Annotated in this window: 14 protein-coding genes; 7 read left to right on the top strand and 7 right to left on the bottom strand. The window is 58.4% G+C overall.

What is annotated here, in order from left to right; all coding sequences use genetic code 11:
• Nucleotide 1: 1 nt before the first annotated feature.
• The 4 genes from WCX72_RS02230 (at nucleotide 2) to WCX72_RS02215 (ending at nucleotide 4,052) form a co-directional block, all read left to right on the top strand.
• A complete protein-coding gene (locus tag WCX72_RS02230; protein WP_345970649.1) occupies nucleotides 2–2,095 on the top strand; it encodes an RNA degradosome polyphosphate kinase in 2,094 nt (697 codons plus the stop codon).
• Between the two features lie 24 nt (nucleotides 2,096–2,119).
• Nucleotides 2,120–2,656 carry a gamma carbonic anhydrase family protein gene (locus tag WCX72_RS02225; protein ID WP_345970648.1) on the top strand — a complete coding sequence of 179 codons (537 nt, stop codon included), beginning with the start codon at nucleotides 2,120–2,122 and terminating at the stop codon, nucleotides 2,654–2,656.
• 12 nt (nucleotides 2,657–2,668) lie between these two features.
• Nucleotides 2,669–3,289 carry a trimeric intracellular cation channel family protein gene (locus tag WCX72_RS02220; RefSeq protein WP_345970647.1) on the top strand — a complete coding sequence of 207 codons (621 nt, stop codon included), beginning with the start codon at nucleotides 2,669–2,671 and terminating at the stop codon, nucleotides 3,287–3,289.
• 139 nt (nucleotides 3,290–3,428) lie between these two features.
• Entirely contained in the window at nucleotides 3,429–4,052 is a 624-nt protein-coding gene (locus WCX72_RS02215; protein ID WP_345970646.1) for a hypothetical protein, read from the top strand.
• 40 nt (nucleotides 4,053–4,092) lie between these two features.
• Here the strand turns inward: WCX72_RS02215 and argJ are convergent, their stop codons facing one another.
• From argJ to rpmB, 3 genes are read right to left on the bottom strand one after another with little or no spacing between them, the layout of a single operon-like run.
• A complete protein-coding gene (argJ, locus tag WCX72_RS02210) occupies nucleotides 4,093–5,280 on the bottom strand; it encodes a bifunctional glutamate N-acetyltransferase/amino-acid acetyltransferase ArgJ (RefSeq protein WP_345970645.1) in 1,188 nt (395 codons plus the stop codon).
• Nucleotides 5,273–6,403: an NAD-binding protein gene (locus tag WCX72_RS02205; protein WP_231020188.1), complete on the bottom strand. Its 1,131-nt coding sequence runs from the start codon at nucleotides 6,401–6,403 to the stop codon at nucleotides 5,273–5,275. Before WCX72_RS02205 ends, argJ begins: the two co-directional genes overlap by 8 nt.
• Before the next feature lie 28 nt (nucleotides 6,404–6,431).
• A complete protein-coding gene (rpmB, locus tag WCX72_RS02200; protein ID WP_231020187.1) occupies nucleotides 6,432–6,623 on the bottom strand; it encodes a 50S ribosomal protein L28 in 192 nt (63 codons plus the stop codon).
• Between the two features lie 153 nt (nucleotides 6,624–6,776).
• Here rpmB and rpe point away from each other — a divergent pair, with 153 nt between their 5' ends.
• The 3 genes from rpe to WCX72_RS02185 are packed head-to-tail and all read left to right on the top strand — an operon-like array spanning nucleotide 6,777 to nucleotide 8,801.
• Nucleotides 6,777–7,418: a ribulose-phosphate 3-epimerase gene (gene rpe, locus WCX72_RS02195; protein WP_345970644.1), complete on the top strand. Its 642-nt coding sequence runs from the start codon at nucleotides 6,777–6,779 to the stop codon at nucleotides 7,416–7,418.
• Between the two features lie 7 nt (nucleotides 7,419–7,425).
• Nucleotides 7,426–8,013, top strand: coding sequence for a phosphoribosylanthranilate isomerase (locus WCX72_RS02190; RefSeq protein WP_345970643.1), 588 nt, complete (start codon nucleotides 7,426–7,428; stop codon nucleotides 8,011–8,013).
• Nucleotides 8,010–8,801: a 3'-5' exonuclease gene (locus tag WCX72_RS02185; RefSeq protein WP_345970642.1), complete on the top strand. Its 792-nt coding sequence runs from the start codon at nucleotides 8,010–8,012 to the stop codon at nucleotides 8,799–8,801. The genes WCX72_RS02190 and WCX72_RS02185 overlap by 4 nt, the downstream gene beginning before the upstream one ends.
• 225 nt (nucleotides 8,802–9,026) lie before the next feature.
• Here WCX72_RS02185 and accA read toward each other — a convergent pair whose 3' ends face one another.
• The 4 genes from accA to fabG form a co-directional block, all read right to left on the bottom strand.
• The gene (accA, locus tag WCX72_RS02180; RefSeq protein WP_345970641.1) at nucleotides 9,027–9,965 is read right to left on the bottom strand and encodes an acetyl-CoA carboxylase carboxyl transferase subunit alpha; all 939 of its coding nucleotides are present in this window, start codon (nucleotides 9,963–9,965) and stop codon (nucleotides 9,027–9,029) included.
• A gap of 9 nt (nucleotides 9,966–9,974) precedes the next feature.
• Nucleotides 9,975–11,201 carry a beta-ketoacyl-ACP synthase II gene (locus tag WCX72_RS02175; RefSeq protein WP_345970640.1) on the bottom strand — a complete coding sequence of 409 codons (1,227 nt, stop codon included), beginning with the start codon at nucleotides 11,199–11,201 and terminating at the stop codon, nucleotides 9,975–9,977.
• A gap of 89 nt (nucleotides 11,202–11,290) precedes the next feature.
• Nucleotides 11,291–11,521 carry an acyl carrier protein gene (gene acpP / locus WCX72_RS02170; protein WP_231020181.1) on the bottom strand — a complete coding sequence of 77 codons (231 nt, stop codon included), beginning with the start codon at nucleotides 11,519–11,521 and terminating at the stop codon, nucleotides 11,291–11,293.
• Between the two features lie 87 nt (nucleotides 11,522–11,608).
• Nucleotides 11,609–12,355, bottom strand: a complete 747-nt coding sequence (fabG, locus tag WCX72_RS02165) for a 3-oxoacyl-ACP reductase FabG (RefSeq protein ID WP_345970639.1) — start codon at nucleotides 12,353–12,355, stop codon at nucleotides 11,609–11,611.
• Nucleotides 12,356–12,358: the final 3 nt, after the last annotated feature.

Here is a 12,358-nt window from a genome sequence, read left to right as displayed (position 1 = left end):
AATGACCAACCTCAAAGACCCAAAATTCTATTTCAACCGTGAACTCTCCTGGCTGCAGTTCAATACGCGCGTGCTGCAGCAGGCGCAGGACAAGAAGCAGCCGCTGCTTGAACGCCTGAAGTTCCTTGCCATCTATGGCACCAACCTCGATGAATTCTATATGATCCGTGTCGCGGGTCTCAAGAAACTCTTTACTTCCGGGATCATCCTCTCCGGCCCCGACCGCCTCACCCCGCTGCAGCAGCTGCGCGAGATCCGCAAGTACCTCCACCAGGAGCTGCAGGTCGTCGAGCACACCTTCATCGAGATCATGGCCGGTCTTAAAGACGAGGGGATCTTTCTCAAACGCTACCAGGAGCTGACCAACCAGGAGAAGGGGGAGGTCAACCGCTACTTCCACGAACACATCTACCCGGTCATCGTCCCGATCGCCGTCGACGGAACCCACCCCTTCCCGCACCTGAACAACCTCAGTTTCGGCCTGATCGTCAAGCTCCAGGACAATGACGATCCCAGCGTCCAGCGCTACGGCCTCGTGCGCATCCCCCGGGTCCTCCCCCGTTTCGTGCAGATCGGCACCGGGATCTACGTCCCCATCGGCAGCATCGTCGCCCAGCACATCGACGAGCTTTTCCCGGGCTACACCCTGCTGCAGTACACCCCCTTCCGCGTCACGCGCAACGCCGACATCACCATCGAGGAGGAGGAAGCGGACGACTTCATGGAGATGCTCGAAGAGGGGCTGAAACTCCGCAAAAAAGGGGAGCTGGTCCGTCTCGAGATCGGGATCGACGCCGACGACGAACTGATCGACTTTTTCAACCGCCATACCAACGTCTACAAAGACGACCTCTACCGCTTCAAGATCGTGCTCAACCTCGCCAGCCTCTGGCAGATCGTCGGCAACAAGGATTTTGCGCACCTCGTCGCGGCGCCGTACAAACCGCGCAACCTGCCGCCGCTGGATTCCGAGGACAGCATCTACTCCGTCCTCGACAAACAGGATATCCTGCTCTACCACCCCTACGAGAGTTTCGAGCCCATCGTCAAGTTCATCCAGGCAGCGGCCAAGGACCCCGATGTCGTCTCCATCCGGATGACGCTCTACCGCAGCGGGACGAACTCCCCCATCGTCAACGCCCTGATGCAGGCGGCCGAATCGGGCAAGCAGGTCACGACCATGGTCGAACTCAAAGCGCGTTTCGACGAAGAGAACAACCTTATCTGGGCCAAAGCGCTGGAGAGCGCGGGGGCGCACGTTATCTACGGCATCCCCGGCTTCAAAGTCCACGCCAAGGCCGCCCTCGTCACCCGTAAGGTCGGCGACAAGCTCAAACAGTACGCCCACCTCGGCACGGGGAACTACAACCCCAGTACGGCGAAGATCTATACCGATGTCAGCTACATGACCTCCAACGAGGCAATCACCAACGACATGACCCGCTTCTTCCACTTTTTGACGGGCTTCAGCAAAAAAGGGAAACTCAACAAGCTTTACATGTCGCCGACCCAGACCAAGCCGAAGGTCCTCTCCCTGATCCAGAACGAAACCCGTATGGGGACGGTGGGGCGCATTATCGTCAAGGTCAACTCCCTCGTCGACGAGGATGTCATTCGCGCGCTCTATAAAGCGTCGCAGGCCGGGGTCAAAGTCGACCTGATCGTCCGCGGGATCTGCTGCCTCGTCCCGGGCATTGAAGGGGTGAGCGAAAACATCCGGGTCACCTCGCTGATCGGAAAATATCTCGAACACGCCCGTGTCTTCTACTTCAAACACGGCCATCCGCAGATGTACATCTCCAGCGCCGACTGGATGCCGCGCAACCTCGTGCGCCGAATCGAGCTGATGACGGGCATTGAGGATGAAGAGTCCAAAGAGAAGCTCCTGCAGCTGCTTACCCTCCAGCTCACGGACAACGTCCTTGCCCATGAACTACAGAGCGATGGCAGCTACCACCGGGTCGAGACCGGCGAGACAGCGGTCAACTCCCAGCTCCTGCTCGAGCAGCATACGACCAAGCTCTACAAATCATCCAAAAAACGCGATACGACCTATATCAACAAGCTGGCCTCCCGTCTCTTCAAAGAGAGCTGAGGCCGCGACAGCAAGGAAACGACAATGACCTACCCCTTTAAACAGTGGGAACCCAAGCTCGGTGACAATACCTGGATCGCAAAAAGCGCCGACGTCATCGGGAATGTCACCATGGGCGAGGAGTGCGCCGTCTGGTTCGGCTGCGTCGTACGCGGAGACGTGCACCGCATCGTCATCGGCGACCGCACAAATATCCAGGATCTCTCCATGATCCATGTCACCCACTACAAAAAACCCGACATGAGCGACGGCCATCCGACCATCATCGGTAGCGACGTCACCATCGGCCACCGCGTCATGCTCCACGGCTGTACGGTCGAGGACGCCTGCCTGATCGGCATGAGCGCGACCATCCTCGACGGCGCCGTCATCGGTAAGGAGTCCATCGTCGGTGCCGGGGCCCTGGTGACGAAGAACAAGGTCTTCCCGCCCCGTTCGCTCATCATGGGCTCGCCGGCCAAAGTCGTCAGAGAGCTCTCTGATGAAGAGGTCAAAGAGCTTTACGCCTCGGCGGAGCGCTACGTCGCCTTCAAAGAGGATTTCCGCATGGCGGGCGCCTAAAATACCGGAACCATGGACTTTTTTATCCTCGCCGACATCATCGGCATCGTCGCCTTCGCCCTGAGCGGCTTCCTCGCCGGGGTACGCCACCGGCTCGACCTGCTGGGGCTCATCATCGTCGCCTCCCTGACGGCGCTCGGCGGCGGGGTGATCCGCGACCTTATGCTCGACCGCACCCCCTTCGCTTTTAACCACTACTACCCGGCAGTGACCGTCATCGCCAGCGTCATGATCGCCCTGGCCCTGCGCCTCTACCGCCGGGACGCGCTTGAGCGCAAATGGCTCTTCATCATCAGCGATACCGTCGGCCTTGTCGCCTTCAGCATCACCGGCGCCCTGCTGGGCATCGCGGCGGAGTTTAACTTCTTCGGCGTCATCATCGTCAGCTTTCTCACCGCCATCGGCGGCGGGGTCACCCGCGACGTGCTCGTCAATACCGTTCCCGCCATCCTGACCAGCGACTTCTACGGCACCATCGCCGTCATCGTCGCCGTCATGCTGATCGTGCTCGACGCCCTGGGATGGCTGAACGACACCGCCGTCCTTGCCGTCGCCCTCTTTGCCACCGTGCTCCGCCTCGTCGCCCACTACCGCGGCTGGCACCTTCCCCACCTCGATCTTCCCCCGCGCTGACACTCCCGCTTTTGCTCTGATACTCAGATAACTTTTTCTAATTTTTCAGAAAAATGTCACTAAAATGTGATTGTTTGTATGATAAATGAAAAAAGTTTGCCTATCGTGCATACCATCTTTCTTCAAGAGAGGAGTAAAAATGAAGAAAACGACCCAACTGCTCAGCGTCCTTGCCGGCGCCGCGATTCTGTCCGCATCGGCGCTCTCCGCCGCGGACAAATTCGTCTTGCTGCCCATCTTTACCGATCCGGACTGGAAAGCCAACATCGAACTCGCCGCCGTCGGCGGGACGATGGACTTTGACAACGGTTCCGTCAAAGATGACTACAACTACGGTCTCGAATTCTCTTTCGACTGTCCCGTATTCACCCTGCCCGGCGACAACCTGCTGCGGCAGCAGCTGAGCCTGAGCCGTTACGACAAAGATGATGTATCCATTACCGCGATCGAAATGAACCCCTACTATTTCATCCATTTCACCCGGAACCTCGTTCTCGGCGTCGGGCCCGGCATCGGCGCGATGTACACCGAATACCCCGTGACCACGACCACAGGCGGATTGTTTCCGACGACATCCACCGACAACGCGAACGACTGGCTCTTCACGCTGCAGGCCGGTGCGGGTCTGAAATACTATATGGGGAGTTTCCTGGCGGGGGTGGATATCCGCCGCACATGGACCACCGAAAACGATTTCGGTACTACGAAGAAATACAGCCTGGACAACTGGCGGACCCTTCTCAAGGCAGGCTACCGCTTTTAGACGGCCCGCTGGGCCGCCGCTTTCTGCTTTGGAGATGCCGCTACGTTCTGTAGTCGGCGTTGATCTTGACGTATTCGTGCCCGAGGTCGCAGCCGTAGGCGTCAAACGCCCCCTCGCCCATCCCCAGTGCACAGCTGATCGTAAAGCGTTCGCGCTTCATCACCGCCGCCGCCAGCTTTTCCGTCTCCGCATCAAAGAGGATCGTCCCCTTGTCATAAACGCAGACGTCGTCGAAACTGACCGTCAGTGTCGCCTCGTCGCACGCAACGCCGCTGGCGCCGATGGTCGATGCGACACGTCCCCAGTTGGGGTCTTCGCCGTAAATGGCCGTTTTCATCAGCAGGGAGTTCGAAAGCGCCTTCGCCGCCGTCTCCGCCTCGTCGTCGCTGGCCGCGCCCGTCACATGGAAAGTGACCATCTTCGTCGCCCCCTCCCCGTCGCTGACCATCATCTGCGCCAGCTCCAGCAGCATCTCGTGCAGGGCCGTTTTGAACGCTTCGGCATCAAACGCGCCGCTTTTGCGGTTGGAAAAGAGCATCACCGTATCGTTCGTGGAGGTATCCCCGTCGACGCTGGCCGCGTTAAATGTCGTCGGGATGACCGCTTCGAGGCAGGCTTGCAGCTCGGCCGCTTCAGCATCCGCGTCGGTCGTCACGAAGCAGAGCATCGTCGCCATCGCGGGGTTGATCATTCCCGCACCCTTGGCGATCGCCCCGAGGCGGAAACGTTTGCCCTCTTCCAAAACGATCTCCGTCGACACCATCTTGTAAAAGGTGTCCGTCGTCATGATCGCTTTCGCGGCCGCCAGGCTGTCCCGGCTGCCGAGGTCGAAGCTCTTTGCCGCCGCCGTGATCTTCTCTTTGGGCAGACGCACTCCGATGACCCCCGTCGAACTCATCACCGGGTTGTGCAGGTTGCCGTAATGCGCCTGCAGCTCCCCGAGGACCTCGTCGATGTCGGCGATCCCCGCCGGGCCCGTCATCGCGTTGGCGTTCTTGGCGTTCATCAGCACGAAGTTGCTCTTGAAGCTCCCCTTGGCCCGGTAGTGGCGGATCGGTGCCGCCGTCATCTTGTTCGTCGTAAAGACCGCCGCCATTTCACAGGGGGTGTCGGCATAGATAAAGGCGACGTCGTCCGCCCCGTTCGGGCGAAGGCCGGCACTGGCCGACCCTGCAAAGAACCCCTCCGGCGCGCAGACGCCGCCGCCGACTTTTTTCATCTCAAACATAACGCAACTCCTGCGGTTTTTTACGCTGGCGTACCAGCTCTTTGGTCATTTTGATCCCCTTCTCGGTCCCGACGACCAGCAGTTTCGACTCGCTGGTGACGAGGTCGTCCCCCTTGGGCATGGCAACGAATTTGCCGTCTTTGCGCGTCACCCCGACGACAGAGACGTTCGCGATCTCTCTGAGGTGGGTCTCCTTGAGGCGGTTGAGCACCATCCAGCTGTATTTTGGCACGAAGATCTCCTCCATGTCCAGCGGGGTGTCGCTGCGGTAGAGGAACTCCTCGAGAAGGTTCTCCATATCCGGGCGCGCCGCCATGGAGGTGATGCGCTGCGCCGTCAGCTTCGTCGGCGAGACGACGGTGTCGGCCCCCAGCTTTTTCAGCTTTTCGACGTCGCTCATCGTCTCGGCCGAGCTGATCAGGTTGTAGGGCCGCGGCAGGTGGTGCTCCTTCTCAAACAGACGCACCGACGCAATGATCGCGATGTTGTCCGCGATCAGCGGCGACAGGGTGATCATCCCGCTCGCCGAGCTCAGATGCGCCTTGAGCATCGCCACCTCCGTATGGGGCTCTTCGCGGAGGAAATAGGGGTACTTGTGCTGTTTCGCCCACGCTTCGATCTCCTCGCGGGGATCGATCACGACGAAGGGGATGTGCGAGCGGCGCAGCTCCTTCGTCACTTCGATGGTGTAATCGTTGTGGTAGCAGATGACAAAATGCTTTTTCAAGCGCGCGATCTTGTAGAGCATGTCCCGCTCCTTTATGGTTTTATAGATGTTCCCGCGGTTGATCTCGTTGACGAGAATACCGACCGCCATCGAGAAGACGGCGAAGCCGGTAATGATCAGCGTGATCGTAAAGAGCCTCCCCGCATCGGAAATGGGGGCAATCTCCCCGAAGCCGACCGTCGTAAAGGTGATCCCCGTCTGGTAGATGGCGTCTATCAGCGAAAAATCGTCTATCACCATGTAGCCGATGGTACCGAGGAACATGATGATTGCCGTAAAAATCAGCGGCAGACGAAACGGTTTGAGGTGGCTGTAAATATCGGGAAGTAGATCGTATTGGGGTTTGGGAGGAGTCTCCCAATGAAGAAAGGCGCGAATCTTTTGGATCAGATTCAAACAGCGCTCAGTTGTCGGCGTAAGGGAGTTACGCCTGTTTTTTCTTCATAGTACGAAGCTCAGAAGCAGAGATCTTAATCTTCTTAGTCGTACCGTCTTCCATCTGGACGCGGACGGTGCGAAGATTAGGCATGAAACGTCTTTTCGTGCGATTTTTCGCGTGAGAAACGTTGTTCCCGCTCATTGGGCCCTTACCGCTAATAGCACATTTTCTTGCCATTTGTAGGCTCCTTGCGTAAATTTAGTGGCGCATTATATCCTCTAAAATCAAAAGAGTTCCTTAAATAACCACGGTAGCACGGTGCGTACCTACATTTTAGCGCAAAGCACGCACTAATTGGATAAAATGGCAAAAAAAAGAAAGGGTAGCTCAATGCTTGTAGCCCCCAGTATTCTCTCCGCCGATTTCGGCAGCCTTGCGCGCGACGTCAAAGCGATCTGCGACGCCGGTTGCGACCTCGTGCACGTCGACGTCATGGACGGCCACTTCGTGCCGAACCTCACCATCGGACCCGTCGTCGTCTCCGCCGTCGCCGCGGCAGCCACGAAACCCCTCGACATCCACCTGATGGTCGAAAACAACACCTTCTTCGTCGACCTCTTCGCGCCGCTGAATCCGGAGTACATCTCCTTCCACATCGAAGAGGAGAAGCACCCCCACCGCCTGGCCCAGTACATTCGCAGCCTCGGCATCAAGCCCGCCATCGTCCTCAACCCGCATACGCCGGCCGAAAGCCTCGAGTACCTGCTGCCCTACATCGACATGGTCCTCGTCATGAGCGTGAACCCCGGGTTCGGCGGGCAGAAGTTCATCGATGTCTATGAGAAGCTCCGCCGCCTGCGCGACCTGCGCGACCGCATCAACCCCGACTGCCTCATCGAAGTCGACGGCGGGGTCAACGACGCGAACATCGGCGCGCTCAAAGACGCGGGCGTCGACGTCTGTGTCGCCGGCAGCTACGTCTTCAAACATGCAGACGGCCTCGAAGCGGCCATCGGCAGCCTGAAAGTCTGAGCCTTCCGTGCGCGTCAAGATCTGCGGCATCACCTCCTATGAAGACGCCATGAGTGCGATCGATGCCGGGGCCGACGCGCTCGGTTTTGTGTTCTATCCCCCCTCGCCGCGCCATATCACCCCCGAGGCGGCTGCGGCGATCATCCGCAGACTTCCGCCCTTCGTCGAAAAGGTCGGTCTCTTCGTCAACGAGGAGGCCCCGGCCATCAACGCGGCGGCCCGAACGAGCGGCATCACCCTCGCCCAGATCCATTTCGATGCGCCCGATGCCCTCTTTGATGCCCTGGAGTGCCCCTATGTCCGTGTGATCCGGGCACAGAGCCCCGAAGACGTCAACGCGCACGCCGACGAATACCGACTCGTCGACGCCTACTGCGACGCCTACGGCGGGATGGGCAAGCGGCTCAACCTCGAGTGGTTCGAGGGGGCCGACTGTTCGAAGATCATCCTCGCCGGCGGACTCTCCCCCGATAACGTCGAGGAGTGCCTCCCCTACGGCTTCTACGCCCTCGATGTCAGCAGCGGTGTCGAAGCGTCCAAGGGGAAAAAAGACCCGCAGAAGGTTGGCCTGTTTATTGCAAAGGCCAAAGCATGATCGAAGCCTCCCAACTCCCCCAAAAGCTCTGCGAAGGGCTCACCGCCTACCAGATCGAACAGCTGACCGGCGAAAACGCCGAACTGGCCGTCGAGCTGATGCGTGCCCAGGGGCTCGAACTCGTCAGCCGGGACGGCACACGCTACTATCCCCATAGCTGCGACCAGCTCCTCTCGGCGGCGACCTTCTGCATCGTCGACATCGAAACCAACGGCTCCAAACCCGACAAACACCAGATCATCGAAATCGGCGCCGTCAAGGTGCAGAACCTTCACATTATCGACCGCTTCGAGAGCCTGGTACGATGCGACCATATCTCGGGGCACATCACCGAGATCACCGGCATCGCGGAGGAAGACACCCAGGATGCGCCTGGTCTGCGAGAAGTACTGTCGGATTTCAAACAGTTCCTGGGCAACGACATCTTCGTCGGCCACGACGTCAAGTTCGACTTCCAGTTCACCTCGAAGATGATGGAGCGCGTCGGGATGGCGCCCCTGCTCAACCGCACCCTCTGCACCATCGACCTCGCCGAGCGCACCATCAGCTCCTACCGCTACGGCCTCGCCTTCCTGAACGAACAGCTCGAGCTCTACAAAGAGGCGACCCACCACCGCGCCCTCTCCGACGCGATGACGACGGCAAAGCTCTTCAAACGCACCCTCAAATGCATCCCAACCGAGATCCAGACCGTCGAGGAGCTCATCACCTTCTCCAAGAAGGCCAAACGCCTCAAACGCCCAAAATTCCCGCCCCAGCCCCCGGAACAGACAACTCCCGAAGCCTAAACACTTTCCAAAAAATCTAAATTGTTGATGCAGAAACGATCATTAGCGTGTCAGCCAGATGACCGGGGATTGGCATGTCCCGAAAGCGGCAGCTTGTTATCCTTTTTTCTTCCCGGTTCGGCTTCTTTTTTGGATAAGCAAAAAAGAAGGGGAACAAAACAGTTAAAGAAAATAGAGAGCATGGCGCGGCCAAGCCGCTCCAATTAAAAAAGAAAGTTTGCTGGATTAGTTTTCGGAGTAAGCGCCCATACCCGTCAGGCGGTCATAGCGCTTGTGGCGGCGTTCGGAACCACTGAAATTAGAGAGCTCGTTGATCCGCTCGAGAATGTAGCTCTTCATCGCATCGGCCGCCCCGGACTTATCGCGGTGCGCCCCGATAAGAGGTTCGTCGATGACGTCATCAATCAGGTCGAGCGCTTTGAGGTCACTGCTCGTGATCTTGAGCGCCTTCGTCGCCGCTTCCGCCTTGGCCGGATCGTTCCAGAGAATCGCGGAACACCCTTCCGGGGAGATAACGCTGAAAACGGAGTAGCGCATCATCGCCAGCCTGTCGGCAACGCCGATGGCCAGGGCGCCGCCGCTGCCCCCCTCGCCGATGACGATGGAGATGGTGATCGTCTCCAGTTTGGAGAGCTCCAGCAGGTTGCGGGAGATCGCCTCGCTCTGGTTGCGCTCTTCGGCGCCCAGTCCCGGATAGGCACCCGGGGTGTCGATGAGCATGACGACGGGGATGTTGAACTTGTCCGCCAGTTGCGCGCAGCGCAGCGCCTTGCGGTACCCCTCGGGATGCGGCATCCCGAAGTTGCGCTTGAGCTTGTTCTTCGTGCCGCGCCCCTTCTGTTCGCCAATGACCATCACCCGCTGGCCGTCGATGTAACCCATATAGCAGAGGATCGCCGCATCGTCGCGGAAGTGGCGGTCGCCGTGCAGCTCGTATTTGTCTTCGAGCAGCAGATTGATGTAATCCAGGGCGTAGGGACGGTCGGGGTGACGCGCCAGCTGCAGCTCCTGGTAGGGAGAGAGGTTCTTGTAGGTTTTACTGACCTCTTTCTCCAGATCCTTTTTCAGGATCTCGACGGCGTGGACGTCATGGCGCACCTCGGCGCTGACGATCTCTTCCTGGATCTGCTGGATCTTCTGCTCAAAATCGAGGTAGGTAGCCAATGCCAGACCTTAGAGCTTCTTAAAGATAACGACGCCGTTGGTGCCGCCGAACCCGAAGGAGTTGCTCATGACAATGTTCAGTTCCGCCTTGCGCGCCGCGTTCGGAACGATATCCAGATCGCAGTTCTCATCCGGGTTGATGTAGTTGATCGTCGGCGGGATGATGCCTTCCTGCATCGCCATCAGACAGACGACCGCTTCGATACCGCCGGCCGCGCCGAGACAGTGACCCGTCTGGCCCTTGGTGGACGTTACCGGCGGACAGTTCTCTTTGCCGCCGAAGAGCTCTTTAAGGGCCGCCGTCTCGTTCTTGTCGTTCGTCGGCGTACTCGTACCGTGGGCATTGACGTAGTCAATTTTCGGGGTGCCGGCCATTGTCATCGCCGCTTTCATCGCACGCAGCGGGCCGTCCATGCTCGGGCTTGTGATGTGGCTGGCGTCGCCGCTCTCGCCGAAACCGATCAGCTCGCCGTAGATCTTCGCGCCGCGGGCAACGGCCGCATCGTACTCTTCGAGGACCAGGGCTGCCGCCCCTTCGCCCATGACGAAGCCGTCACGCTCCGCATCGAAGGGACGGGAAGCTGTTTTCGGGTCGTCGTTGCGCGTAGAGAGCGCTTTCATGGAGGCAAACCCGCCGATACCGACGCCGGTGACCGCGGATTCCGCCGCCACGACGAGCATACGGTCCGCACCGTTGCAGATGATCGTCTTCGCCGCTTCGCTGATGGAGTGGGTCCCCGCCGCACAGGCCGTGACCGCCGCGACGTTCGGGCCTTTCAGACCGTGTTCGATGGAAACAAAACCGCCGAGCATGTTGACCAGGGCGCTCGGAATGAAGAACGGAGAGATACGGCGCGGACCCCGGGTCTCAAGAACGATGGAGTTTTTCTCAATCGCCGGCAGACCGCCGATACCGGATGCCGCGGCGACGCCGAAACGCTCATATTCGATCTCAATCTCGTTGAAAGCCGCATCTTCCATCGCTTCCTGGGCCGCTTTAAGGCCGAGCTGGATGAAACGGTCCGCTTTTTTGACCTCTTTGGCCGCCATGACCGTTGTGGGGTCGAAATCTTTAACCTCGCCGGCAATCAGAACACCCTGCCCTTCGGCTTCGGCATCGAAAAGGGTAATTCTGTCAATGCCGCTCACGCCGTCACACATCGCTTTAAACGACTCTTCTTTATTGTGTCCGACAGCATTGATCATGCCCATACCCGTTACGACAACTCTTCTCACAGCAACTCCTGAAAAATATGTGTATAGCTTTATATACCCGTCCGAGGACGGCAATACAAAACCATTTGCGGGGCTACCCGCAAAGAAACTTACGCCTTGTTTTCGACGTAGTTTACGACATCCTGGACAGTCTGAATTTTTTCAGCTTCATCATCCGGGATTTCAATATCGAATTTTTCTTCAAGTGCCATGACCAGTTCAACGACGTCGAGGCTGTCCGCTCCGAGATCTTCAACGAATTTCGCATCCGGTTTTACTTCATCCGGGTTTACGCTCAGTTGTTCAACTACGACTTCTTTGATGTCATCCAAAAGTGCCATTATAGCTCCTCTTTCCAATTTGAAATTCCGGAAGTATAGCATACGGAATATAAAAAAAAGCGCTGAAGGGGGGTCCCCCCTCCGGCCTTAGGCCATGTTCATCCCGCCGTTGACTTTGAGGGTTTCACCCGTAATATAAGAGGCCGAGTCGGAGAGCAGGAAGGCCGTCGCTTCCGCGACTTCCCGCGCTTCGCCGAAGCGTCCCATGGGGATTTTGGAGGTAAAGTTCGACTTGATATCGTCGCTGAGTTCGTCGGTCATATCGGTGGCGATAAAGCCCGGTGTGACCGTGTTGTAACGCAGCCCGCTCGAGGCCGCTTCGATGGCAAAACTCTTCGTCATCGCGATCAGGCCGCCCTTGGAAGCCGCGTAGTTCGTCTGCCCGGCATTACCCGTCTCGCCGACGATGGAAGCGATGTTGACGATGGCGCCCTGCTTCTTCTTGCGCATCACTTTCATCGCTTCGCGGCAGCCGATAAAGGCGGAGGTGAGGTTGGCGTTGATCACGGAAAGAAACTCCTCCGTTTTCATGCGCAGTGCCAGTTTGTCATTCGTGATCCCCGCGTTGTTAACCAGGTAGCCCAGTTCGCCGTCAGTGTCGACGATCGTCTTGATCGCGGCTACGTAGGCCGCTTCGTCCGCGACATCAAAGCCGATCGTTTCCGCTTCGCCGCCCGCGGCGATAATCGCCGCCTTGACCGCTTCGGCGGCATCCGCGCCGCTGCGGTAGTTGACCCAGACTTTCAGACCGTACCCGGCCAGCACCTTCGCAATCTCCGCGCCGATTCCCCGGCTCGACCCTGTTACCAATACGTTTTTACCACTGAATTTCATCTC

The organism is Thiomicrolovo immobilis, assembly GCF_039645955.1.
Taxonomy (GTDB): domain Bacteria; phylum Campylobacterota; class Campylobacteria; order Campylobacterales; family Sulfurimonadaceae; genus Thiomicrolovo; species Thiomicrolovo diazotrophicus.
The sequence above is the reverse complement of the archived record's forward strand: the minus strand, read 5'-3'. Positions and strand labels throughout refer to the sequence as shown.